A 25119-nucleotide genomic window follows, 5' to 3' on the forward strand; every position below is an offset into this window, starting at 1 on the left:
CTCACCCCTCGCTCGCCGCTGTGGCGCCGCTGGCCGCGTCCCTGGGCAGCGCCGTGGCGATGGCGCTCTCGCGCCCGTAGATCAGCGCCTTGACGCTCGCGGCGAGGACCAGAACGAACAGGAAGACCACGAAGAAGCCGCCCGCCGCCGCGAGATACTTGATCCCATCGACGCCCTGCTCGCCACCCCCGAAGGCGACCATGACGAACGCGATGACGCTGATCGACACGCCCCACAGGATCTTCTGGAAGGTGGGCGATTCATCCTCAGCGGTCATGCCCCGGGTGCAGATCGTGGCGATGGTCGCCGACATCGAGTCCGCGGCGGTGGCGAATGACAGGATCAGCGCCAGGATCGTGGCCGGCACCAGCAGCCAGGCGAGCGGCAACTGATGGAGGAAGCCCCACAGGCCGGCCACGGCACCGTCCTGCTTGATGATCGCGGCCAGGTCCAGCGTGCCGTCCAATTGCCACTGGATCGCACTGCCGCCCCAGACCGTGAACCAGACGATGCCGAAGATCGCCGGCAGCAGCCAATTGATCATCAGGAACTCGCGCAGCGTCCGCCCGTAGGAGATGCGCGCCAGGAACAGTCCCATCAATGGGGCGTAGGCGATCCAGATCGACCAGTCATACATCGTCCACCAGGTCACCAGCGCTTCACCGCCCAGCTCCTTGGTGTCGAACGCCCAGGTGAAGAAGTTGTCGAGCCAGTAGCCCATGCTGGTGGTGGAGAGATTCAGCATGTAGATCACCGGACCGATGATCAGCAGCAGTGCCAGCATGGCGTAGTAGAGGTAGGCATTCAGCGAGGAGAGATAGCGAATGCCACGCTTGAGCCCGGAGACCGAGGAGGCGATGAAGATCACCGTGATGATCGCCACCAGTACCAGCCAGGTGGTGGGGCCGACACTCACGCCATACTCCCGCGACACCCCCGAGCCGATCAGGGCGACGCCGGCGCCCAGCGACGATGCGAGGCCGAGCGCGATCGCCAGCACCGACACGATATCGATGATGGCGGTGATCGCCGGACGACGGTGATGATCGCCGATGATCGGCGAGATGGCCGCCGAGATGGAGAAGCGTTGGTGTCGGTTGTAGTGCATGTAGGCGATCATCATGCCGACCACGGCATACATCGCGTAGGGAATGAAGCTCCAGTTGTGGAAACTGCGTGCCAGCGCGAAAACCGCCGACTCGCCGCTGCCCGGCGCGAAGGCTTGCTGGTCGATCTCGCCGTAGACATTGCCCATGTAGATGATGGGTTCATTGACGGCGTAGGTGACCACACCCGTAGCGATACCGCCCGTCAGTGCCATGGCGAAAGTCGACATCAACGAGAACCTGGGCTTGGCATCCGCGCCACCGAGGCGAATGTTGCCCACCTTGGAACAGAAGACATACCCGACGACGGCTAGAGCCACCACGGCGACCAGTTGATAGAGCCAGGCAAAGTCGGAGAGCGTCAAATAGAAGATATCCCGCGCGACGTCGATCAGCAGTTCGTTGTCGACCAGGCCGATGATCGCGGCGACGGCGACGATCAAGAACGTCGGGATGAATACGCTGAGCTTGAGGCTTCTGGGAGCGGGTTTTGACATTTTTATACCCTGACACGAGAGGCTGTCGGACCGCGTGAAACTACCACGCGGCCCATGTCGTCAATGCGGCCGGGGAGAGCCTCCCCGGCCACTGTCGACGTTCCGGAGCTACTTGATCATCGGCAGGTCGAGTCCCTGAGACTTGGCGCACTCGATCGCGATGTCGTAGCCGGCGTCGGCGTGGCGCATCACGCCGGTGGCCGGATCGTTGTGCAGAACCCGGGCGATGCGGCGCGCGGCGTCGTCGCTGCCGTCGCAGACGATCACCATGCCCGCGTGCTGCGAGAAGCCCATGCCGACACCGCCACCGTGATGGAGCGAGACCCAGGTGGCACCGCTGGCCGTATTGAGCAGCGCGTTCAACAGCGGCCAGTCGGACACGGCGTCGGAACCATCCTGCATGCTTTCGGTCTCGCGGTTGGGGCTGGCCACCGAGCCGGAGTCGAGATGATCGCGGCCAATGACTACCGGCGCGGAGAGCTCGCCGCTGCGCACCATCTCATTGAACGCCAGCCCCAGCTTCGCGCGCAGGCCCAGACCGACCCAGCAGATACGTGCCGGCAACCCCTGGAAACTGATCCGTTCGCGAGCCATGTCCAGCCAGCGGTGCAGGTGCGCGTCATCGGGGATCAGCTCCTTGACCTTGGCATCGGTCTTGTAGATGTCCTGCGGATCGCCGGACAGTGCCGCCCAGCGGAACGGGCCAATGCCCCGGCAGAACAGCGGCCGAATATAGGCGGGGACGAAACCGGGAAAGTCGAAGGCGTTGGCAACGCCCTCTTCCTGCGCCATCTGGCGGATGTTGTTGCCGTAATCGAAGGTAGGGATACCCTGCTCGGCGAACGCCAGCATGGCGCGCACGTGCTCCGCCATCGACGCCTTGGCCGCCTTGACCACCGCCTGCGGCTCGCGCTTGCTGCGCGCCCGGTAGTCTTCCCAGCGCCAGCCGGCCGGTAGATAACCGTTGAGCGGATCGTGGGCGCTGGTCTGATCGGTGACCATGTCCGGGCGCACGCCACGCCGAACCAGCTCAGGCAGAATTTCCGCCGCATTGCCGTGCAGGGCGATGGAAACCGCCTTGCCTTCGGCGGTGTAGCGCGCGATCCGGGCCAGCGCATCGTCCAGGTCGTCTGCCTGCTCGTCGACATAGCGCGTGCGCAACCGGAAATCGATGCGTGACTGCTGGCACTCGATATTGAGCGAGCAAGCCCCCGCCAGCGTCGCCGCCAGCGGCTGCGCGCCGCCCATCCCCCCGAGCCCCGCCGTCAGCACCCAGCGTCCTGCCAGCTTGCCATCGTAGTGCTGGCGCCCGGCCTCGACGAAGGTCTCGTAGGTCCCTTGCACGATGCCCTGGGAGCCGATGTAGATCCACGAGCCCGCGGTCATCTGGCCGTACATCATCAGGCCCTTGGCATCGAGCTCGTTGAAATGCTCCCAGTCGGCCCAGTGCGGTACCAGGTTGGAGTTGGCAATCAGCACCCGCGGCGCATCGGCATGGGTCTTGAACACCCCGACCGGCTTGCCCGACTGCACCAGCAGCGTCTCGTCCGTCTCCAGGCTCTCGAGCGACGCGACGATCGCATCAAAACACGCCCAATCCCGGGCCGCCCGCCCGATACCGCCGTAGACCACCAGCTCCTTGGGGTTCTCGGCCACATCCGGGTCGAGGTTGTTCATCAGCATGCGCAGCGGCGCTTCGGTCAGCCAGCTCTTGGCTGTCAGGGTGTTGCCACGAGGGGCGCGGATGTCGACGTCACGAAAACGGGAATCTGTCATGAGAGCTCCAGGCAAGCGATAGGCCACGAGATACGGGTGCCCGCGGTCGCGGATGGAGTCATTGAATATGTATATACATTAAGCTGTCAAACGAAAACGCATCGACCGACCGATTCTCCCCCTCGAGCACCAGAGAATCCCAAAAAAGGTGCATAAATGGGCCGATCGCACTGAAATGGCGCATGCAGGCCCCGTCTTGAACTGCCACGGCAAGCACGCTATATGTATATACAAACCGATACCAAGGATCGCCCACCGTGCCCAGAACCTACTTCGCCGCCGCCGCGCTCCTGCCCGACGGATGGCACCGCGACGTCCGCCTGAGCGTCGACGATCAGGGGATCATCGAGGGCGTCACCAGCGACGCCACCGACGAGGGTGCCGAGCGGCTGAAAGGGCCGGTGCTGCCGGGCATGCCGAACCTTCACTCACACGCCTTTCAGCGCGCCATGGCCGGCCTGACGGAGGTGGGATCGGCGCTGCCCGACAGCTTCTGGAGCTGGCGCGACCACATGTACGCGCTGGTCGACCGGCTGACACCCGACGAGGTGGCGATCATCGCCCGCGCGCTCTACGTCGAGATGCTCAAGGGCGGCTATACCCAGGTCAGCGAATTCCACTACCTGCACCACGCCCCGTCCGGGGCGCCCTACGCGGACCCGCTGGCGATGTCGGAAGCGCTGCTGGAGGCAGCGGCCAGCAGCGGTATCGCCATGACACTGCTGCCGGTGCTCTACGCCCACAGCGATTTCGGCGGCGCGCCGCCGACCCGGGGCCAGCGGCGCTTTGTTCATGGCGTCGACGCCTATCTGCGCCGGCTGGATGCGCTGCAAGGGCGCTGCCGGGCCGACTCGCGCCATACGCTCGGCATGGCCCTGCACTCCCTGCGGGCGGTCACTCCCGAGGAGATCGCCGCGGTACTCGCCGCCAACCCGGCCGGCCCACGCCACATTCATGTCGCCGAACAGCAGAAGGAGGTCCAGGCCAGCTTGGCCTGGTCCGGCCAGCGACCGGTACGGTGGCTGCTGGACAACGTCGAGATCGACGCGCGCTGGTGCCTGATTCATGCCACCCACCTCGATGACGGCGAAATCGACGATCTGGCGGCCAGCGGCGCCGTCGCCGGGCTCTGCCCGACCACCGAGGCCAATCTCGGCGACGGCCTCTTCCCCGGTGAACGGTATGCCGCCCGCCAGGGCCGCTGGGGTATCGGGTCCGATAGCCATGTCTCCCTGAACGTCGTCGAGGAGTTGCGGCTGCTGGAGTACGGGCAACGCCTGACAACGCAGCGACGCAACGTGCTGCAGAGTCCACGGCAGCGCAGCGTCGCGGAGTGGCTCTACACCCAGGCGGCCGCCGGCGGTGCCCAGGCCTCGGGCCAGCCGATTGGTGCACTGGCCCCCGGCAAGCGCGCCGACTGGATCGTGCTGGATGGCGACGATCCCTATCTGGCGAGCGCCAGCGACACGTCGCGGATGGGTCGCTGGCTCTTCGCCGGGAGCCAGGCCCAGATCCGCGACGTCATGGTGGCCGGCGTGTGGCAGATCGAAGAGGGTCGTCACGCCCGGGATGAAGACAACCGAAGGGAGCTGCGCGACGTCTTGCAGAGACTGCAACGGCGCGACTGACCGCCACGGCCGACGACAACAACCAACAACATTTTCAGGAGCCTCTTATGCCGTCATCATCCCAGGCCGAGTCCGAACAGGCGTCCAGGCCGTCGCCGACCCAGCTGTTCAAACTCATCATCCCCAGCGCACTGGGCATCCTGGTGTTTTTCGTCCCCCTCTCGATCGATGACCGGCGCACCATTCTGCTCGATCACTTCGTCATCGGCCTGCGCGCGCTGATGGGCAGTGGCGTGACCCTCTATGCCCTGGTGCTCGTTCTGGCCGGCGCCCTCTACCCCTTGTGGAGCGGACGATGGCGGGCCAGTCGCACCGAAACCGTGCTGACCCTATTCAAGCTCATCGGTGCAGGCGTGGCGATCATGGCCGTCAGCGGTTGGGGACCGGCGGCACTTTTCGCCCCGGACATGCTGCCGTTTCTGTTCGACAAGCTCGTCATCTCGGTCGGCCTGATCGTGCCGGTGGGCGCGATCTTCCTGGCACTGCTGATCAACTACGGGCTGATGGAGGGCGTGGGCGTGCTGTGCCAACCGTTGATGCGCCCGATCTGGCGCACGCCCGGGCGCTCGGCGATCGACGCCGTGGCCTCCTTCGTCGGCAGCTACTCGATCGGGCTACTCATTACCAACCGCGTCTATCTGGCGGGTCGCTACTCCGCGCGTGAGGCGGCGATCATCGCCACCGGTTTTTCGACGGTGTCGGCCACGTTCATGATCATCGTGGCCAAGACGCTGGACCTGATGGCGATGTGGAATCTCTACTTCTGGCTGACCCTGCTGATCACCTTCATCGTCAGCGCCATCAGCGTCCGCCTGCCGCCGCTGGCCAGGATGGACGACCGCAAGGCGGATGGCGAAGCCGAGGTCCCCCGCGGCCAGCGCCTGCGCCGGGCCTGGCACGAGAGCCTGATGGCCGCCGACCGCGCGCCGAGACTCGGCAGCAGCGTCATCACCAACCTGAAGGAGGGCCTGCTGATGACCATCAGCATCCTGCCCTCGATCCTGTCGGTGGGGCTGCTGGGTCTGCTGCTTGCCAAGTACACGCCGGTGTTCGCGTGGCTGGGGATGATCTTCTACCCCGTGATCGCCCTGTTCGGGATCGATGAGGCACGCCAGCTCTCCCAGGCGGTGGCTTCCGGGCTGGCCGAGATGTTCCTGCCGGCCCTGCTGACGGCCGACGCCTCGCTGCCGGCCCGATTCACCGCCGGCGTGGTATCGGTGTCCTCGATTCTGTTCTTCTCGGCATCGATACCCTGCATCCTGTCGACCCGCATACCGCTGTCGGTCGGGCAAATCGTGGTGATCTGGCTGATTCGGACGCTGCTGAGTCTCGCCCTGGCGCTCCCCGCGGCACTCATGGTGGCGGCGATCGTCGCCTGAACGGCGCGATGCCCACCGCCTCGACGGCCCACCCGCGGCGTCGAGCGTCATCAGGATGGAGCGCCTGGCTCAGCGCCCGCCGGTATGCGCCATCGAACGCAGCTTGTAGCGATCGCCGGGATGCAGCAGATGCGCATAGCTGATCAGGCGGTCCTTCGACCAGGTGCGGCGACGCACGCTCAGGCAGGGCGTGCCGACCTCCAGTTCGAGAAACCGGGAGGCGAGAGCATCCGCTGGCACGGCCTCGACGATATGCTCCATGTCGCTGATCGGACAGGCCGCCACCAGAATCTCGTTGGGTGTCTGGCGCTCGAAATCGGCGTCCAGGTAGCCCGGCACCCAGCGGGGATTGACGTACCGGATCTCCAGCTGGATCGGCATGCCATCTTCCAGGTGGACCAGGCGGGAATGGAACAGCTGGCTGCCGACCTTGACGCCCATGCGCATGGCGATCTCGTCGTCCGCGACCACCGCCTCACGCACGATCACCCGGTTGGCGTAGGCGTGCCCGCGCCCTCTGACCTCGTCGGCGATGTTGTTGATCTCCACCAGCGGTGACTCGGAGCGGCGATCGGCGACGAAGGTGCCGATGCCCGACTGGCGCCAGAGATATCCCTCCTGGACCAGGTCGCGAATCGCCTTGTTGGCCGTCATCCGGCTGACCCCGAAGGTGGTCGCCAGCGTCTCCTCCGGCGGTATCTGGTGATCCACCGGAAAATCGCCGCGCTGAATCTGCTCGAGTAGATACTGCTTGATGACCTGATAGCGTGGGGGCTGCCGATTCACGCCTGCTCCTTGTTGTAGGCAAGAGTCTGTGCCGGGCATCCTGACCGACCACTAGAACCGCTGCTGGACACTTGCGCCATCCGGCGCCAGCAAGCGTCTTTTCAGTTGGATATCAAAACCGATGACGCCGTGCTCGCCATCGTCGGCCGGGCAGAGGCGTGGCCCCCCTGCACTTGCGCCATGCTCGGCAGGGTAGCGCAGCGCATCGCCAGGCCCAATGGCTTCCTGGCCCCGCGACGATGCACCGACATCCAGCCGCCCTTGCGCCAGCACGAACCAGCGCTCCGCGAGCGTCTCATCGGCGATAGGCGATGGCCACGACCCCGACCTGCCAGATGCAAGAGACCCCTGCCATCGGCGGGGATCGAACATCAGGTTCAAGGCCCGGCTCGGGCCGGCGGGGAGCTCGCACGCGACCGGCTCGTCACCGTCGAACACCACCACGTCGCCGGTAGCGAGCGTGATCCGTCTATCACGGAAAGACAGCACGACGGGATTCGCCCCGAGCACGCCGAAATGGCGTCGATAGCCGCCGAAATGGGAGAACGCGCCCCAGCGCTCCAGATCGGCGACCGAGATCCGCCAGCCCGGCGGAAGATCGCCAAGCTCACACGCGACTTCGCGGGTGACGCCCCCACCGTTTTTCCAGGCAACGGCGACCATGTCCTGGCGCCGGAGGATACTCCACTCGTGTTGCTCGTCACCCCTGCTGGACATCGCGCCGCTCCTCGATCGCTCCTGGCCGCCCGGCAACCATGGCCCTTGCGACCTGCCGGCGGCACGCCGTCGCGATCGGTTCAGGCCCCGCCACGGGTAGAATCTCACGTACCGATAATGTATATACATTAAGAGCGCGACCTCCAAGCGACAACAACAACCTTGGGTCCGCGTCTGGAACGTCAATCTCTTAAAAGGATAACCCATGTCTTCTCTGAAAATGCTGCTGGCTACTGCGGGCCTCGCCGTGGTCGGTATCGCCCCCGCGAGCGCGGCGGACAAGTCGGTCACCATCGGCACCAACAACTGGGCAGAAAACATTGCCGTCTCGCATATGTGGCAGCAGCTGCTTGGCGAGAAGGGTTACGACGTCACCCTCAACGAAGTCTCGAAGCCGATTCTCTTCGGCGGCCTGGCCGAGGGCGACATCGATATCTCGCTCGAGGTGTGGCTCCCCAGCGACCACGCCTATGTCGACCCCTACCGCGACCGTATCGATCTTCACGCCACCTGGTATGACGACGCGCTGGATGCTCTGGTCGTCCCCACTTACATGGATGACGTCGACTCCGTGGCCGATCTGGCGAATCATGCCGCGGCGTTCGACTACCAGGGCAAGCCGACGATCTTCGGTATCGAGCCCGGTGCCACCATCGCCGATGAGGCCGACACGGCGATCGCTGAGTACGACCTGCCGTTTCGCCAGCTCAGTAGCAGCGAGTCGGCGATGATGGCGCAACTCAAGCAGGCCTATCGGGAGAAGAAGCCGATCGTCGCGACCCTGTGGCAGCCGCATTGGGCGTTTGCCGAGTACGATCTCAAGATTCTCGCGGACCCCAAAAAGGTGTTCAGTGCCGGCGAGGAGATCAAATGGGTGTCCCATCACGGTTTCAGCGCGAGCAACCCGGAACTCACGGCCATTCTCGACGCTTGGCACATGACGCCTGGGCAGCTCTCTCAACTGATGCTGGTCATCGAGAACGCGGGAGACCCTGACAAGGGCGCCGCCCAGTGGATTGCCGACAACCGCGAGCTCGTCGACGGGTGGCTCGACGCCACGCCGTGAGCAAAGCGACTCGCTGCCATCACGAAAAACCCCGGCATCGGCCGGGGTTATCGCTTCTCGCAACAGCCGTGGCTCAGCAGCGCGTGCAGTGCTTCAAGGTTTCGGCAGCGTCTTGCTCGAGCTGCGGCGTGCGTGATGGCAGTGCCGACGAGCGCCGCGAGGCCGGCAGCAGCGGCGTCGAGCGCAGCAGCATCATCACCATGGCGCGCACCACGTGCGCAAGCACGTAGATGACGACGGCCATAACGATCAACGCTTTGATGCGCCCGGAAATTTTCACGCTGCTTCTCCTTGGAGGGGGGAGTCGGGGGGATTGGCAGCAAGGATATAATCACAAGATTGTGACGGAAAATTGAAGGCATCGATAAACGGTATGCGGGTCATCGATGGCGGTGGTCTATTCTAAAGCCACAATGTCGGCCGAGAGGTACCTGGCTTGAGACCGTCGAAGACCGATTTCCCGCTGGACCAGTGCCGCTGCCATCTGGAAACGGGGCCGATCGTGCTGGTCGGCTCCCAATGGCGGGGCGAACGCAACCTGATGGTGATGGGCTGGCACCTGATGCTCGGCTTCGCCCCGGCACACTTCGGCTGCCTGATTACCGCCGGCAACCATAGCCATCGTCTGGTGCGTGAAAGCCGCGAATGCACGATCAACGTGCCAACGCTCGACCTGGTCGATGCGGTCGTCGGTGTCGGCAACAGTGACGGCGACGCCATCGACAAGTTCGATGCCTTCGGTCTGACACCGGAGGAGGGAGAGATCGTCTCGGCACCGCTGGTCGCCGAATGTTACGCCAGCTTCGAATGCCGTCTGGTCGACGACAGCCAGATCGACCGCCACGAGCTGTTCATCTGGGAGATCGTCAAGGCGCATGTCGACAGCTCGATCGAACGTCCCCGCACGCTCCACTACCGCGGCCATGGCCGCTTCATGATCGCCGGCGACGAAGTCGACCGATCAAGGGACTTCCGGGTGCAGAATTTGTGACTCTCGATTCATATCAGCAGCGTGTCGTTGCAGAAACCTCGAGGCTTCGACTTCGCGAGCTCGCGTATAGCGACCACGCCGAGCTGGCGAAAATATTGGCTGACAGAGAAGTCATGCACTTCTCGATGAGAGGTCCCCTTACCAACGATCAAACTAGCGCATTCATCGAGGCCAACCACTCTTTGTACCGGGAGCGTCAGTTCGGAATGTGGGCCGTGGAACAAAGCGCTGACGGTGCGCTCATCGGCTTCTGTGGACTGAGTCCAATCGACCTCGCAGGTAAGGAAGAAATTGAACTCGGTTATCGACTAACGCCCTCCGCATGGGGCAAAGGGCTCGCTACGGAGGCCGCCTGTGCGACAGTGAAGCAGGGTATAAACAACTGCTGCCTAGACTCGATCATCGCTATCGTCGCGAGCAGTCACCCAGCCTCGGCAAGCGTGGCGCGTAAAGCTGGGATGAGTCTCGAAACGACTACCCGCTTTCACGCATGGGAAGTCGATATATTTCGCTATCGAAGACACGATGATAAAGATTAGCGCTCCAGCAGCCCCTCGAAGAAGCACACCGCGTTCTCTTCGAGCCCTTCCAGGTAGTAGCCGCCCTCCTGCACCACCAGCGTGGGGAGACCGAGAGCGGCGATGTCGCGGCCGAGCCTTTCGAATCCCGGCGTGGAGACCGTCACCTTGGCCTGGGGGTCCTTCTCGTGGATATCGAAGCCCAGCGCCAGCACCAGCGCATCCGGTTCGAACAGGCGAATCGCCTGGCAGGCTTCCTCGAGACGCGCGAAGAAGACCGCCTCCGATGATCCGTGGGGCATCGGCAGATTGAGGTTGTAACCGAGCCCCGCGCCGCGCCCGCGCTCATCCTCGAAACCGCAGACCGCCGGGTAGAAATTGGTGGTGTCGCCGTGGATCGAGATATACATCACGTCGTCGCGCTCGTAGAAGATCTCCTGCACGCCCTGGCCGTGGTGCATGTCGGTATCGAGCACGACGACGCGGGGATAGCGCGAGGTCAGACGCTGTGCGGCGATCGCCGCGTTGTTGAGAAAGCAGAAGCCGCCGGCGGAGTCGATCCCCGAGTGGTGACCCGGTGGGCGCGACAGCGTATAGGCGAAGCGCTCGCCGGCGAGCAGGGTGTCGGCCCCCGCCACCGCGCCCTGGGCCGCCCAGTAGGCCGCCTGCCAGGTGTGCCGGCCCACCGGGGCGCTGCCATCGGCCAGGTAGCGCGCCGCTTCGGCAAGAATGCCGCGCAGGGCGTTGGGCGAGCGCACGAACACATTGGAGATCACCTCCTCGCCCCAGTCCTCGCCCAGCTCGTGCCAGCGCCGGTGGGCGCTCTCGAGAAAGCGCAGATAGGGCAGCGAGTGCACGGCGCGCAGCGGGCCGACCCCCTGGTCGGTCGGCGCCTGGACCTGGAAACCGAGCCGCCTGGCCGCCGCCAGCAGATGCTCGGCGCGGTCGCGAACTTCCTGGGGCTTGCGCATCTTGCCGCGGGAGAAATAGGTCTGCGGTTGATGCAGTAGCTGATCGTCGTGAAAGAAGGTCTTCATGGGTTGTCCTTGTTGTCCGCCGTCCACTTCGAGCTCAATACCCTGCCTCTCGATCCACCACGCTCGCAGGCAGCAGACCGTCGTCCAGACGCTGCAGCGCCTTCGCCACTTCCTGGGCCACCTGCGGCGGCGTCGAGTCACAGGCGTCGTGCGGGGTGGCCAGGATCCGCTCGTGCCGCCAGAACGGATGATCCTGCGGCAGCGGCTCGATCGCGAAGACGTCCAGCGAGGCCGCCGCAAGCTGGCCGCTCGCCAGGGCCGCGAGCAGGTCGTCCTCGATGAGATGCTCACCGCGCCCGACGTGGATCAGCGCCGCGCCCCGAGGCATCCGGGCAAACAGCGCGGCGTCGAGGATGCCCCGGGTCTGCGGGGTCAGTGGCAGCAGATTGATCAGGATGTCGCTGCGCGCCGCGAGCCGCTCGAGCCCCGCCTCACCGCTGAATCCCTCGACGCCGGCCGGCAGATTGCGCCCGCTGCGCGAGTAGATCGCCACGTCGTAATCCAGCGCCACCAGTGAGCGCGCCACCGCCCCGCCCATCCTGCCAGCCCCCAGCAGCCCCACCCGCACGTCAGCGGCGTCGCGCTTCGGTAGACGCTGCCAGTGGCGTTGACGCTGATGGCGCAGATAGTCGCCGAAGCGACGGTGATGCCACAGCACGTGCCAGGTCACGAATCCCGCCATCATCTGCGCCTGGGACTCACCGGCAATACGCATCAGCGGCACGTCACTCGGCAGGCTGGGGCTGGCGAGAATTCCGTTGACGCCGGCGGCGATCGACGACACCAGGCGCAGATGGGGATAGGGCCGGAAATCCTCGGCCCCCGGGTCCCAGGCCAGCGCGAAGGTCACGCTCTCGGGGTCGGTGATGGCGTCCGGCAGCGACAGACGGATATGCGGCGCCACCTGCTCGAAGGCGGCGATGTAGGTCGTCATGATCTCGGCCGAGCCCAACAGCACGCCCTGCACGGTGGGCACGTCGGCGCCTGGTTCGGGTGTCCGAGCGTGATGTTCGGTTTCCATGGTCGTCATGCGTTCCATTTGTCGTTGATCGATTCAGAGCACCCCGGCGGTTGCCGTCGCCGGCGCCTCGCGGCGTCCCGGTATCGCTTCCAGCAGCTCGCGAGTGTACGGGTGCTGCGGCGAAGTAAAGATCTCCCTGGCGCTGCCGTGCTCGACGATACGCCCCTTCTGCATCACGATCAGGCGATCGCAGATCTGGGCCGCCACCCGCAGGTCATGGGTGATGAACAGCAGCGAGAGATCGAGTTTCTGTTTCAGGTCATCGAGCAGCTTCAGCACCTGCGCCTGGATCGAGACGTCCAGCGCCGAGACGGCCTCGTCGGCCACGATCAGCTCGGGATTGAGCGCCAGCGCCCGAGCGATACCGATACGCTGACGCTGGCCGCCGGAGAACTCGTGGGGATAGCGCTCGGCGGCGCCGCCATCGAGCCCCACCGTTGCCAGCAGCGTCCGCGCCTGTGCCAACGCCTCGGCCTTGGGCACGCCGTTGGCGATCGGCCCCTGGGCAATCGCCATGCCGACACGGATGCGCGGGTTGAGCGACGCATACGGGTCCTGGAAGACCATCTGGATGCGACGCCGATGCGCTCGCAGCGCGCGGCCCTCCAGGGCGCTCAGGTCCACCCCGTCGAGACGGATCTCGCCGCTGTCCGGCCGGTTCAGGCCCACGATGCAGCGCCCCAGAGTCGATTTCCCGGAGCCCGACTCGCCGACGATCCCCAGCGTCTCGCCCTTGCCGAGCGAGAAGCCGATGCCGTCGAGCGCGACGACTTCACGCTTGGGCTGGAACCAGCCGCCGCTGGATCGATAGACCTTGTCGAGGCCGCTGACCGACAGCAGCGGTGTCGAATCCGTGCCGTCCCGCGGCGGCGGGATGGCATCCCCCGGTCTTTCTACCGCCGCCACGACACCGGCGGGTCTTCCTACCGCCGCCACGGTATCGGCGGGTCTTCCTACCGCCGCCACGACATCGGCGGGGATGGCGTCGATCAGCGCACGGGTGTAGTCATGCCGGGGATGGTCGAGCACCTCGCGGGCCTCCCCCATCTCGACGATCTTGCCTTCGCGCATGACGCAGACGCGATCGGCGATCTCGGCGACCACGCCGAAATCGTGGGTGATAAACATCACCGCCATGCCACGCCGCGCCTGCAGATCCTTCACCAGATGCAGAATCTGCGCCTGGGTGGTCACATCCAGCGCCGTGGTCGGCTCGTCGGCAATCAGCAGTTCCGGCTCGAGGGCCAGGGCCATGGCGATCATTACCCGCTGACGCTGGCCGCCGGAAAGCTCGAAGGGGTAGGCGCGCAGCGCCGATGTCGGATCGGGCAGGCGGACCTCCTCGAGCAGCGCCAGCGCCCTCTCCCTGCGCGCCCGCGGGGTCAACAGGCCGTGCGCCTCGAACACCTCGGCGATCTGCTCGCCGACCCGCATCAGCGGATTGAGCGCCGTCATTGGCTCCTGGAAGATCATGCCGATGCGCCGCCCGCGCAGGGCACGGTGGCTGAGCTCATCCATCGCCAGCACGTCCTGGCCGTCGAACAGTGCCCGCCCCTTGGCGACGTGAACACCGGTGGGCAAGAGCCCCATGAGCGCATTGGCCGTCATCGACTTGCCGGAGCCGGATTCGCCGACCACGCACAGGATCTCCCCCGCCTTCAGGTCGTAGCTGACGTTATCGACGGCATAGAGCCGGTCGGCGCCCTCCGGCAGGGCCAGCGACAGGCGCTCGATGCGTAGCAGGGGCGCGCCGGACTCTCGTGTGGGTTCACTCATGGTCGGTCTCCTAGCGTGCTCTGGCGAGCTGCGGGTTCAGTGCATCATCCAGCCCTTCGCCGACCAGATTGAGCGCCAGCACCGTGAGCAGGATCGCCACCCCCGGAATGACCGACAGCCACCAGGCCTGGCGCATGACCGTCCGTGCGGCGCCGATCATGTAGCCCCAGGACATGGTGTCCGGATCGCCGAGACCGAGGAAGGAGAGCGAGGATTCCAGCAGGATCGCCGTGGCCACCATGAGCGAGGCCAGCACGATCACCGGCGAGAGCGTATTGGGCAGGATCTGCTTGATGATGATGTCACGGTGGGTCTGGCCGACCAGGCGCGCCGCCTCGACGTACTCGCGATGTTTGATCGAGAGAAATTCACCGCGCACCAGGCGCGCCACCGGCGGCCAGCTGACGATGGCGATGGCCAGCACGATGGAGAACGTGCTCGGCTCCATGATCGCCACCAGCACGATCGCTAGCGCAAAGTTGGGAATGGTCTGGAAGAACTCGGTGAAGCGCATCAGGGCGTCGTCGATCTTGCCACCGAAATACCCCGCCAGCGCCCCAAGGGGCACCCCGATGGCGAGCGCCACCACGGTGGAGATCAAGCCGATCAGCAGCGACACCCAGGCGCCGTGGGCCAGCCCCGCAGCGACGTCGCGCCCCATGACATCGGTGCCCAGCCAGAAACCGGAGACCTCCCCCGGCGCCAGAAACGGCCGCTGCACCATGCGCCAGGGCGAGTCGGGATAGAGAAAGGGCGCCAGCAAGGCCAGCAGCACCACCAGACCGAGAATCACCAGCCCCACCAGGGCGCCGCGATTCTGGGCAAAGCGTTTGAAGAAATTCATGCGGCCCCCAAAGAAAGAGTTGCCTGGATCGCCGAGCGGAATGAAGCGCGAGGCGCTCGGCGCGTAGAGAGCAAGACATAACTGGCTGTTAGGATTGCGCTAGAGCACCGCGCACCATTTCGCCGGGAGCGAAATGGAACAGCCGTAGGCTGGCCTTCGGTGGCCGCCAGGACGGCGGCCATAGCAAAGCGATTCGTCCGCGCAGACATTCAGGTAGCGCCCTGCTTGATACGCGGATCGGCGAGTCGATAGATCACGTCGGTCAGCATGTTGAACAGGATCACCAGCAGCGCGCAGAAGAAGAAGATGCCCAGTAGCAGGTTGTAGTCCCGCTGCATCAGCGCCTCGTACATCAGCCGGCCGATGCCGGGCCAGGCGAACACGGTCTCGGTCAGCACCGCCCCGCCCACCATCTGCCCGGCCTGCAGTCCGGCCAGGGTAATGATCGGCAACAGCGCGTTGCGCAGGATATGCCGACGCTGGATCACTCCGGGCGCCAGCCCCTTGGCCCGCGCCGTCTTGACGAAATCCTGCTGCGACACGCTCAGCATCGAGGTGCGCGTCATCCGGGTGTAGACCGCCATGAAGAACAGCCCCAGCGTCAGCGCCGGCAGCATCAGATGAACCGCGACGTCGCCGACGTGGGCCAGGCCGGTGTAGTCGGCGCCGACCGTCGAGTAGCCGTAGGCGGGCAGCCAGTCCAGCGTCACCGAGAAGACCAGCACCGCCATCATCGCCACCCAGTAGAGCGGCGTGGCGTAGAACAGCAGCGCCAGCCCCATGATGATCGACCCCGATGGCCGTTTGGCGCGCATGGCGGCCAGCGTCCCCGCGATGATCCCGAACAGCAGCGAGATGCAGAACGCCGCGCCGGTGAGCAGCAGCGTCGCCGGCAATCGATCCAGGATCAGATCGAGCACCGGCATCTGCTGGCGATAGGAGTAGCCGAAGTCGAGCTGCAATACCCCGCTCATGTAGCGCCAGAGCTGCACCGGCAGTGGCTGGTCGAGACCGAAGCGTTCGCGCAGGTCGTCGAGGAACTGCTGGTCGGTCGCCCCGGCTTCGCCCGCCATGACGGCCGCGGGATCGCCGGGAGCGGCGTGAATCAGGAAGAAATTGAACACCAGGATCGCCAACAGCACGATGACGGCCTTGCCGACGCGACCCAGGATCAGAGAGACATAAGCCATGGTTCTGTCCTCGTCGAGCGTCGGCCACCCGCAGGCCACCGACGCTTGCTACCGAAACGAAACCGGGGTCGTCTACTGCTCGATCCAGGCGTTCTTGAACCCATCGTTGAGACCGATACCGGTGGTGATCAGGTCATGCACGTTGCAGCGGTAGATCGTCGGCTGCGCCAGCTCCATGATCCACGCCAGCGGCACGTCTTCGTGCAGCGTCTGCTGAATCTGGTCGTACATCGCCTGGCGTTTGTCGGCGTCGTTCTCCACCGCGGCAGCGGCGAACAGCTTGTCGATCTCGGGGTTCTCGTAGCCCTCGACGTTGTTCCACGGCGAGCCCTTGGCGATATTGCTGGAGACGTAGGTCCGCGCGATACCCAGTGACGGGTCGCCATACTGGAACAGGTAGGTGAAGGCGATATCGTAGTCCCAGTCACTCACTTTCTGGTTCCAACCCGCCACGTCCGAGGATTCGGTTTCGATGTTGATACCCACATCCTCGAGGTTCTGGCGCACGGCTTCCGCCCAGCGGGTCCAGGTCTCGCCATAGGGCAGCGGCAACAGGCGCACCGGTTCGCCGTCGTAACCCATCTCGTCTAGCAGTTCCTCTGCCTTGTCCGGATCGTAGGGGTACGGCTGGAGATCGTCGTCATGAGCGGCCAGGGTCGAACTGAATGGGCCGTTGGGCACCTTGCCCAGTCCATTCCAGAGCACGTTCTTGGCGAAATCGCGATCGAGGGCGTACATCACCGCCTGGCGGAAGCGCTTGTCGGCGGTCGGCCCTTCACGGTTGTTGAGCCACAGCATGGCGAACGGGTTGAAGTACTCGTTGCCCGCTTCCGTCATGCAGCTTCCGTCCATCCCGGCAAGACGCGGGATATCGAAGTTCTCCACCGACCCGGCGGGCATGATGTTCAGGGTCCCGTTCTCGTAGGCCGCTGCCCGGGACGCCGCATCCGGGATCACGTGCCAGTAGATCTTGTCGAGATAGGGCTTGCCCGCTTCGTAGTAGTCCGGATTCTTGTCCAGCTCGATCACCGAGCCGCGATCCCATTTGGCGAACTCGAACGGGCCGGTGCCGATCGGGTGGTTGTTGGCCGGATTGTTGTAGAAGTCGGTGCCTTCATAGAGATGCTTGGGCACGATCGGCAGGGTGCCGACCTCGAAGGCCTGGATGAAGGCCGGGAATGGCTGCTTGAGCGTGAAGACCACCGTCTCGTCGTCCGGCGCCTCGATGCTGGCGACGTGGTCGAGAATCGCCCGGGTTCGCGGGTTGGTCTCGCGCAGGAACACGTCGGCGGAGAACACCACGTCGGCGGCGGAGAACGCCTCGCCGTCATGCCAGGTCACGTCGGGGTGCAGATGGAAGGTGTAGGTCAGGCCGTCGTCGCTGATCTCCCAGGAGGTCGCCAGCTGGGGCATCGGCTCGAGCTCGGCGTCGTAACGCAGCAACCCTTCGAAGATATTCCCGGCCACCCGCTGGGTCGGGGCATTCTGGACCAGCGGCAGCATCAGCCCCGGCGGCTCGGGTTGAATGGCGACATTGGCGACACCGCCGGATTGTGGCGTTTCCTGAGCCACGGCGGGCAGTGCGACGGCAAGCGATAGTGCGGCCGCCGTCAGACGGCCGGTCACGGACGATAGCAGGGTCATGGCAGATCTCGTCGTTATTGGATTTGTCGAATCTTCGAACCACTGGCAAAGCGACTTTCAGACGCCTTCAGCGCGGTGTGTTCAGGGTTACCGCGCGCCTTCTCGTGTCTAGCTTGGTGATGTCCAACCTCGTTCCATCCAGCCTCGTTTCCTTCCAGCCTCGTGATGGCCCACCGCAGGGATCGGCGACAGGCGCGCGAGCTTCCGGCGGCGCGTCGTCAGCCCTCGAAATCGGGCTGAATGCGCTTCAACAGGCGCAAGTAGGCGTCCCACTCCGGGTCGTGATCGGTGACACCGTGATCCGCGTCCCACTTTTCGTACTGCTGGGCGGTGTGCTCGGCCAGGGCGTCGTCCACCCGGCGGACTTTCATGCCGCTGCCCATCAGCGCGAGCTGCGCCTGACAGCTGCGCTCGAGGTTGTGCATCCGTTTGAACGCCTCGCCGACGCTGCGGCCACACACCAGCATGCCGTGATTGCGCAGCACCATGATCGGCTTGTCGCCCAGATCCGCGACCAGGCGCTCGCGCTCGGCCAGGTCCAGGGCGATCCCTTCGTAGTCGTGATAAGCGGTGCGGCCGTGGAACTCCATCGACCACTGGTTCAAGGGCAACAACCCCTCTTCCAGGCACGAGACGGCGACACCGGCCACCGAGTGGGTATGCAGCACACAGTGAACGTCCGGGCGCGCCTCGTGGATCGCACTGTGGATGGTGAAGCCGGCCTTGTTGATCCCGGCACGCTCCGGATCGTCGACCACGTTGCCGTCGAGGTCGACGGTCACCAGATTGGCTGCGGTCACTTCCTCGAAACGATAACCGTAGGGGTTGATCAGGAAGTTCTCCTTGCCCGCCTCGGCACGCGCGGAAATATGCGTATAGATGCTGTCATCCAGGCCGAAGTGCGCGATCAGCCGATAGGCTGCCGCCAGGTCGCGGCGGGCGGCCTGTGTCGAGGCGTGGTGGGCGTCAGTCGCCATTTCCATCATCGATCTCCTGTGGGGACTTGGGGCGTTGCCGTTGTCATCGGTGACCGCGTTGTCGAGCGGGCCTGGCGATTAACCTATCAGGCCATCCTCAAACTGTCGACACTCGACAGTCGACCCGATACGATCGCTGAGAGAGTATCTGAACGATGCCAACCGCCAGCCAAACGAGATGACATGACGACGACCACACGGGGATTCGCCACCATCCAGCAGCGCGATCTGGTCAACCAGATTGCCGACATGCTGACGGAAGCGCTGCTCAAGGGGGAGTTCGCACCCGGCGTGCATCTGGCCGAAGCGCAGCTGGCACGCGACTTCGGCGTCAGTCGTGCCCCGGTGCGGGAAGCGGCACGCCTGCTCGAAAGTCGTGGCATGCTGGTCTCCCAGCCCCGGCGCGGCTTCTTCGTGCGTACCTTCAACGCCGACGAGCTGGATGACGTCTACGACCTGCGCCTCTGCCTCGAACGCCACGCCATTCGCCTGCTGGCCGGCAAGTTGACCGCCGCGATGGAAGCGGCGCTCAGCCATCAGCTCGAGACGATGCGCCAGGTGGCCCGCGACGGCACCGCCGTGCAGCAGATCGAGGAGGATGTCGCGTTCCACCGCATGCTGTGCGAGTTCAGCGGTAACCAGCGCCTGGTGCGCGTGTTCGACGAGCTGTGTCACGAGATGCGCTTCTGCATTCTGCTGATCGGCCAGCTCTACGATGACCCCCTGCGCGTCGCCGATACCCACGAGCCGATTCTGGAGGCGCTGCGCACCCGCTCGCCCGACGCCGGCGAGGCGGCGCTGGATTACCACATCGGCGTCGCCCAGCAGCGGGTGGTGGAGATGTTCCGGGAACGTGCCAAGGGCTGACTGCGGCTTCGGCGCTCGTGGGCACGACAGACGGCTCTGGCCGCGCGGCTGACGCCGGTGTCGAAGACTTTCCGACAAGTGGAGAACAATATGCATGTCTTCGTCAGTGACGCTCACCGCGATCACGACCCGCAGTTCTTCGTCGTGCGCGGTCAGGTCCGCCGCAGCAACGAGCAGCCGGAGCGGGCCGATCGCCTGCAGCGCTCTGCGGCCAGCGCCGGCCATACCCTCGTCACCGCGGATACCGAGGTCGACCACGACACGCTGGCAGCCGTGCATACGCCGCGCTATCTCGACTTCCTCGAACACGTCCATAGCCGCTGGCTGGCCCTGGAGGACCGCAACCCGGAGGAGGTGGTCGCCAACGTCCACCCCTTTCCCGGCGAGCCCTGCACCTACCCGGATCATCTGGTCGGGCGGGTCGGCTTCCACCTGGGCGATATGGCCGCCTCGATCGGGCCCGGCACCTGGCGGGCGGCGAGAGGTGCCGCCCAGTGCGCCCTGGGCGCGGCTCGCCACGTCCAGTCAGGCCACCGCCTCGCCTATGCGCTGTGCCGCCCCCCGGGGCACCACGCCTATGCAGAGCGTGCCAACGGTTTCTGCTATCTCAACAACGCCGCCATCGCCGCCAGCGAGCTGCGCAGCCACCATGCGCGGGTGGCGATACTCGATATCGACGTTCACCACGGCAATGGCACCCAGGGCATCTTCTACCACCGCGACGACGTGCTGACGGTCTCGCTGCACGCCGACCCGCACTTCATGACGCCCTTCTTCACCGGTCACGCCCATGAAACCGGGCGCGATGCCGGCGAGGGCTACAACCTCAACCTGCCGCTGCCCCAGGGGCTCGAGACCGATGGTTACCTGCGCCAGCTGAGCCGCGCCTGCGAGCGCATCGCCGACTTCGCCCCCGGCGCGCTCGTCGTCTCGCTCGGTCTCGACATCTACGCACACGACCCCTACCAGGGTGTCGCGGTAACTACGGAGGGCTTTGCGCGGATCACCCACCAGATCGCCCAGCTCGGCCTGCCCACCGTCATCGTGCAGGAGGGGGGCTACCTCTCCGACGCCCTCGGCGACAACCTGATCAGCGCGCTGTCGGGGTTCGAATGACGACGATTCCCGCACACGAGACCACGGACGTCCTCGCGGCCACGGCCCTGACGGTGTCGCCAGAGACCGCCCAACGAGTGCTGGCCGAGCGCTTCGGCCTCGCTGCCACCCTCGAGCCGCTCAGCGGCGAGCGCGACTGCAATTTCCGCGCGGCGACGGCCGACGGCCAGCGCTATCTGCTCAAGTTCACCCACCCGGCGGAGCGCCAGGCGGTGAGCGATTTTCAGGTCCGGGCGCTGATGCACCTGGCCGAACAGGACCCGGCCCTGCCGGTCCCGCGGGTGCTGCGCGACCGCGATGGCGATCCAGCGCCGCCGCTGCGTCTCGACGACGGCCGCGTCAGTCACGTGCGCCTGTCGACCTTCCTGCCCGGCACGCCACTGGCCGACCGGGTGGCCTCCCCGCCTTTCCAGTTCAGGCTCGGCGGCTGGCTGGCGCGGATCGATACCGCCCTGGCCGACTTCGACCACCCGGTTCGCGAGCTGTCGATGCCATGGGACCTGCAGCGCGCCGACGACCTGCTGCCGCAGACCGACAGCCTCGATGACGCCTCGCGCCAGCGCATCCGCGACCTGCTCCAGCGCTTCGCCGAGCAGCTGCGCCCGCGCCTGGCGGTGCTGCCGCGTCAACCGATCCATAACGACCTCAACGGTCACAACGTGCTGTTTGCCCCGACCGCGGACGACGCCAACGCCGCGCCCGAACACCCCGCCGCGATCATCGATTTCGGCGACATGCTGTTCGCCCCGCGGGTGATCGATCTCGCCGTGGCCGCGGCCTACCAGATGAAGGGTGCCGCCGATCCGCTGGCGGGGGCCCTGGCGCTGATCGCCGGCTATCATGCCCATTCGCCGCTCGACGAGACGGAGTGCGCGCTGCTGCGCGGCTTGATCGAGACCCGGCTGGCGATGGCGATTACCATCGCCACCCATCGCGCCGAGCGCTATCCGCAAAACGCCGACTACCTGCTGCGCAATACGGCGGCCTCCCGCCGGGCGCTGGAGCACTGCCTGAGCCTGCCCGCGGCGACCTTCCAGCGCCGCCTGAGCGAGGCCCTCGACTCACCCATCAATCCACCGGGTACGGGAGAGTGAACATGCAGGAGCCCAGCGTGAAAGATGACGATGCCGTCGATGCGGCCCTGCTGGCGCGGCGCCAGCGCCTGCTCGGCGCCTCCTACCGCCTGTTCTATCAGCGGCCGTTCCATCCCGTGCGCGGTGAGGGCGTGTGGCTCTTCGATCGTCACGGCACGGCGCACCTGGACGCCTACAACAACGTCGCCTGTGTCGGCCACTGCCACCCGAAGGTCGTGGCAGCCATCGCCAACCAGGCGGCCACCCTCAATACCCATACCCGCTACCTGCACGAGACGATCCTCGACTGCGCCGAGCGGCTGATCGACTCACTGCCGGCGCCGCAGGAACAGCTGGTCTTCACCTGCTCGGGCAGCGAGGCCAACGATCTCGCCCTGCGCATGGCCCGCGCCTTCACCGGCGGCGAGGGGCTGATCGTCACCGAGCTGGCCTATCACGGCGTGACCCAGGCGATCGCCGAGGCATCGCCCTCCCTCGGCAGCAAGGTCAAGCTGGGCAGGAGCGTGCGCACCGTGCCCGCACCGGTGGATCGCGGTGACGGCGTCGCAGCGATGGGTGCACGCTTCGCCGCCGGCGTGCAGGCGGCGATCGACGATCTCGCCGCCCACGGCATCCGCCCCGCCGCGCTGCTGCTCGACAGCGTCTTCTCCAGCGACGGCATCGTGACCGATCCGGTCGGGTTTCTCGCCCCGGCGGTCGAGACCATCCGGCGTGCCGGCGGGCTCTATATCGCCGACGAAGTGCAGGCCGGGCTCGGCCGCACCGGCGTCCTGTGGGGTTTCCCACGCCACGGCGTCAGGGCCGACCTGGTCACGCTCGGCAAACCGCTGGGCAACGGCCACCCGGTGGCCGGGGTTGCCGGCCGGCGCGAGGTGATGGACCACTTCGGGGAGACGGCGCGCTACTTCAATACCTTCGGCGGCAACCCCGTGGCCTGCGCCGCCGCGCTGGCGGTCCAGCGCGTCATGGCCGATGAGGATCTGGTGGCACAGGCCGCCGCGGTTGGCGCCGATCTGCACGCCGGCCTGGGTCGGATCGCGGCCACCACGGACCGGCTCGGCGCGGTGCGCGGTGCGGGTCTGCTGGCCGGTGTCGAGGTGCTCGATGCAAAGGGCGCACCGGACGCCGCGCTCGCGCAGGCGCTGGTCGACGGCCTGCGCGAGCGCCAGGTGCTGATCAGCGCCACCGGGCCACAGGCCAATGTGCTGAAGATCCGCCCGCCGCTGGTCTTCAACCGCACACACGTCGAACGCCTGTGCGAGGTGCTGGAGGAGACCCTGGGCGACCTGCTCGAGACATGGCGCGACAGATAAATCCCGACAATGACGTTCCTGGCAGCCAGCCACTAACATGAAGAGCCAGGCGCGGTGATAGACCGCTGCAAGTAGCAGGCTGAACATGAGGAAAATGCCCAGCGGCCTGGCTTGGCCCTCACCCGTCACCCCACCCGTCATTCCATCCCAACCAGGAGAGAGATCATGTCCGACGCCCCGGTTGCCATGATCAGTGGCGCCAATCGAGGCATTGGCGCCAGCATTGCCGACACCCTGCTGGCCGCCGGCTGGCGCGTGAGTCTTGGCTGCCGTACCCCGCCCAGCGAACGTCCGACGCGCGACGACTGGCTGAGCTGTCACTACGATGCCCTCGATGCCGCCAGCGGCCAGGCCTGGGTCGATGAAACCCTGCGCACCTTCGGCCGCCTGGATGCCTTGATCAACAACGCCGGTATCCTCAGCCAATCGACGGTGCTGGAGGCGAGTGGCGATGAGTTCGACCGCGTGATGGCGGTCAATGCCCGCGCGCCGATGCTGCTCACCCAGCAAGCCTGGCCGCACCTGGTCGCCGCCGAACAGGGCAAGGTGATCTCGATCGTCTCGCTCTCCGGGCTGAGGGTCAGATCCGCCGCTTCCGGTCTCTACGCGATGAGCAAGTTTGCCGCCCAGGCGTTCGTCCACGGCTTGCGCCACTGCACGGCGGGCACCCGTGTCCGCGCCACCGCGATCTGCCCCGGCTTCGTCGCGACCGACATGGCCGCGGCCGCTCAGGTCGATGGCGCCAGCGTCACCCAACCCGAGGAGGTCGCCCGCGTGGTGCAGATGCTCGTCACGCTGCCGCCCTCCGCCGGCATCGCCACGGTCCCGATCAACTGGCAGATCGAGGACACGGTCTGATTCGCCATCATCGCCGGCGGGACGCGGGTGCCGAGAAGGCGAGCCCGGCGCGACACTCGCGCCTCGGGGTCTCGCGTCCGGGCGTCGGGCGTGGTGCAACGGCTATCGACATGGCAGCTGTCGACATGGGCTGAGCGCCGGCATCACGGACAACCGACGATACCCATGGCAAGATGGCCTTTTGACACGCGGCACACTCGCTATGACCTCTCCTGCCTTGACGCCAATACGCCACTGGGTCTTCGACATGGATGGCACGCTCACCGTTGGTGTGCACGACTTCCCGGCGATCCGCCGCGAGCTGGAGATACCCGAAGGCGCCGATATCCTGCACCACCTGGAGACGCTCCCGGCTGCCGAGCGCGACGCCAAGCACCGCTGGCTGCTCGAGCATGAACGTGCGCTGGCGATGCGTTCGACCGCCGCCACCGGTGCGGTCGAGCTGATAAAGGCGCTGCGTGATCGCGGCTGCCGGCTGGGCATCCTGACACGCAATGCCAAGGAGCTGGCGCATATCACCCTGGAGGCGATCGGCCTCGCCGACTGCTTCGCCCACGCGGACGTGCTCGGCCGCGACGAAGCGCCGCCCAAACCCCACCCCGGCGGCCTCGACCACTTCATCCATCACTGGCGGGTCGAACCCTCGGCGGTGGTCATGGTCGGCGACAGCCCGCTGGATCTCGAGTGCGGTCGCGCCGCCGGTACCCGCACCATCCTGGTCAACGTCGCGGACAACCACTGGCCAAGCCTCACCGACTGGCACCATCAGGATTGTCGAGGACTGCTGGCACAGCTTTGAGCCCGAGCGCCTGCGGGCGCGGCGCCGTCCGGCACGCTCTCGCCCTCACCACCGGTTTGGCCGTCCCCCGCTTCAGACCCTCTCCTTCCGATTGACGTCGCTTTTCCCTTCACAGCCGA

At 65.8% G+C, this 25119-nt stretch carries 23 protein-coding genes; 11 read left to right on the plus strand and 12 right to left on the minus strand.

What is annotated here, in order from left to right; genetic code table 11:
- Window position 1 precedes the first annotated feature (1 nt).
- A complete protein-coding gene (locus DOM45_RS00485; protein WP_205909359.1) occupies window positions 2–1603 on the minus strand; it encodes a BCCT family transporter in 1602 nt (533 codons plus the stop codon).
- A gap of 108 nt (window positions 1604–1711) precedes the next feature.
- On the minus strand, window positions 1712–3379 hold the full coding sequence (gene hutU / locus DOM45_RS00490; RefSeq protein WP_110597560.1) for a urocanate hydratase: 1668 nt from the start codon (window positions 3377–3379) through the stop codon (window positions 1712–1714).
- 257 nt (window positions 3380–3636) lie between these two features.
- Between hutU and DOM45_RS00500 the strand changes: the two genes are divergently transcribed.
- On the plus strand, window positions 3637–5007 hold the full coding sequence (locus DOM45_RS00500) for a formimidoylglutamate deiminase (protein WP_110597562.1): 1371 nt from the start codon (window positions 3637–3639) through the stop codon (window positions 5005–5007).
- A 47-nt stretch (window positions 5008–5054) separates the two neighbouring features.
- A complete protein-coding gene (locus DOM45_RS00505) occupies window positions 5055–6386 on the plus strand; it encodes a YjiH family protein (protein WP_110597563.1) in 1332 nt (443 codons plus the stop codon).
- Window positions 6387–6455: 69 nt separating this feature from the next.
- Here DOM45_RS00505 and hutC read toward each other — a convergent pair whose 3' ends face one another.
- Together hutC and DOM45_RS00515 are read right to left on the minus strand one after the other, a co-directional pair.
- On the minus strand, window positions 6456–7172 hold the full coding sequence (gene hutC, locus DOM45_RS00510) for a histidine utilization transcriptional repressor HutC (protein ID WP_110597564.1): 717 nt from the start codon (window positions 7170–7172) through the stop codon (window positions 6456–6458).
- 51 nt (window positions 7173–7223) lie between these two features.
- Complete coding sequence (locus DOM45_RS00515) at window positions 7224–7889, minus strand: HutD/Ves family protein (RefSeq protein ID WP_157958311.1); 666 nt, start codon at window positions 7887–7889, stop codon at window positions 7224–7226.
- Window positions 7890–8094: 205 nt separating this feature from the next.
- Between DOM45_RS00515 and DOM45_RS00520 the strand changes: the two genes are divergently transcribed.
- Window positions 8095–8955, plus strand: a complete 861-nt coding sequence (locus DOM45_RS00520) for a glycine betaine ABC transporter substrate-binding protein (RefSeq protein WP_110597566.1) — start codon at window positions 8095–8097, stop codon at window positions 8953–8955.
- A gap of 73 nt (window positions 8956–9028) precedes the next feature.
- Here DOM45_RS00520 and DOM45_RS00525 read toward each other — a convergent pair whose 3' ends face one another.
- On the minus strand, window positions 9029–9235 hold the full coding sequence (locus tag DOM45_RS00525) for a hypothetical protein (RefSeq protein WP_110597567.1): 207 nt from the start codon (window positions 9233–9235) through the stop codon (window positions 9029–9031).
- Between the two features lie 156 nt (window positions 9236–9391).
- Here DOM45_RS00525 and DOM45_RS00530 point away from each other — a divergent pair, with 156 nt between their 5' ends.
- Together DOM45_RS00530 and DOM45_RS20445 are read left to right on the plus strand one after the other, a co-directional pair.
- The gene (locus tag DOM45_RS00530) at window positions 9392–9946 is read left to right on the plus strand and encodes a flavin reductase family protein (RefSeq protein ID WP_110597568.1); all 555 of its coding nucleotides are present in this window, start codon (window positions 9392–9394) and stop codon (window positions 9944–9946) included.
- Complete coding sequence (locus tag DOM45_RS20445) at window positions 9943–10485, plus strand: GNAT family N-acetyltransferase (protein ID WP_157958312.1); 543 nt, start codon at window positions 9943–9945, stop codon at window positions 10483–10485. The genes DOM45_RS00530 and DOM45_RS20445 overlap by 4 nt, the downstream gene beginning before the upstream one ends.
- Here the strand turns inward: DOM45_RS20445 and DOM45_RS00540 are convergent.
- The 7 genes from DOM45_RS00540 to DOM45_RS00570 all read right to left on the minus strand — a co-directional run bounded on the left by DOM45_RS00540 (window position 10482) and on the right by DOM45_RS00570 (window position 18959).
- Window positions 10482–11501, minus strand: a complete 1020-nt coding sequence (locus DOM45_RS00540) for a histone deacetylase family protein (protein ID WP_110597570.1) — start codon at window positions 11499–11501, stop codon at window positions 10482–10484. The genes DOM45_RS20445 and DOM45_RS00540 overlap by 4 nt on opposite strands.
- Before the next feature lie 34 nt (window positions 11502–11535).
- Entirely contained in the window at window positions 11536–12531 is a 996-nt protein-coding gene (locus DOM45_RS00545; RefSeq protein ID WP_240612242.1) for a 2-hydroxyacid dehydrogenase, read from the minus strand.
- 24 nt (window positions 12532–12555) lie between these two features.
- Complete coding sequence (locus DOM45_RS00550) at window positions 12556–14298, minus strand: ABC transporter ATP-binding protein (RefSeq protein ID WP_110597571.1); 1743 nt, start codon at window positions 14296–14298, stop codon at window positions 12556–12558.
- Window positions 14299–14308: 10 nt separating this feature from the next.
- Window positions 14309–15142: an ABC transporter permease gene (locus DOM45_RS00555; protein ID WP_110597572.1), complete on the minus strand. Its 834-nt coding sequence runs from the start codon at window positions 15140–15142 to the stop codon at window positions 14309–14311.
- A 209-nt stretch (window positions 15143–15351) separates the two neighbouring features.
- Entirely contained in the window at window positions 15352–16332 is a 981-nt protein-coding gene (locus DOM45_RS00560) for an ABC transporter permease (protein ID WP_110597573.1), read from the minus strand.
- Window positions 16333–16404: 72 nt separating this feature from the next.
- Entirely contained in the window at window positions 16405–17976 is a 1572-nt protein-coding gene (locus DOM45_RS00565; RefSeq protein ID WP_110597574.1) for an ABC transporter substrate-binding protein, read from the minus strand.
- A 218-nt stretch (window positions 17977–18194) separates the two neighbouring features.
- Window positions 18195–18959 carry a class II aldolase/adducin family protein gene (locus DOM45_RS00570; RefSeq protein WP_110597575.1) on the minus strand — a complete coding sequence of 255 codons (765 nt, stop codon included), beginning with the start codon at window positions 18957–18959 and terminating at the stop codon, window positions 18195–18197.
- Window positions 18960–19136: 177 nt separating this feature from the next.
- Between DOM45_RS00570 and DOM45_RS00575 the strand changes: the two genes are divergently transcribed.
- The 6 genes from DOM45_RS00575 (at window position 19137) to DOM45_RS00600 (ending at window position 25000) form a co-directional block, all read left to right on the plus strand.
- On the plus strand, window positions 19137–19820 hold the full coding sequence (locus DOM45_RS00575; protein ID WP_110597576.1) for a GntR family transcriptional regulator: 684 nt from the start codon (window positions 19137–19139) through the stop codon (window positions 19818–19820).
- A gap of 90 nt (window positions 19821–19910) precedes the next feature.
- Entirely contained in the window at window positions 19911–20936 is a 1026-nt protein-coding gene (locus DOM45_RS00580; protein ID WP_110597577.1) for a histone deacetylase family protein, read from the plus strand.
- Window positions 20933–22030 (plus strand): phosphotransferase, encoded by a 1098-nt coding sequence (locus DOM45_RS00585; protein ID WP_110597578.1) that lies wholly within the window; start codon window positions 20933–20935, stop codon window positions 22028–22030. Before DOM45_RS00580 ends, DOM45_RS00585 begins: the two co-directional genes overlap by 4 nt.
- A 2-nt stretch (window positions 22031–22032) precedes the next feature.
- The gene (locus DOM45_RS00590) at window positions 22033–23343 is read left to right on the plus strand and encodes an aspartate aminotransferase family protein (protein WP_110597579.1); all 1311 of its coding nucleotides are present in this window, start codon (window positions 22033–22035) and stop codon (window positions 23341–23343) included.
- A 165-nt stretch (window positions 23344–23508) separates the two neighbouring features.
- Window positions 23509–24201 carry an SDR family NAD(P)-dependent oxidoreductase gene (locus tag DOM45_RS00595; RefSeq protein WP_167404609.1) on the plus strand — a complete coding sequence of 231 codons (693 nt, stop codon included), beginning with the start codon at window positions 23509–23511 and terminating at the stop codon, window positions 24199–24201.
- Between the two features lie 202 nt (window positions 24202–24403).
- Window positions 24404–25000: an HAD family hydrolase gene (locus tag DOM45_RS00600; protein WP_110597580.1), complete on the plus strand. Its 597-nt coding sequence runs from the start codon at window positions 24404–24406 to the stop codon at window positions 24998–25000.
- Window positions 25001–25119 lie beyond the last annotated feature (119 nt).

It is taken from the genome of Salinicola lusitanus (genome assembly GCF_003206045.1).
Taxonomy (GTDB): domain Bacteria; phylum Pseudomonadota; class Gammaproteobacteria; order Pseudomonadales; family Halomonadaceae; genus Salinicola; species Salinicola lusitanus.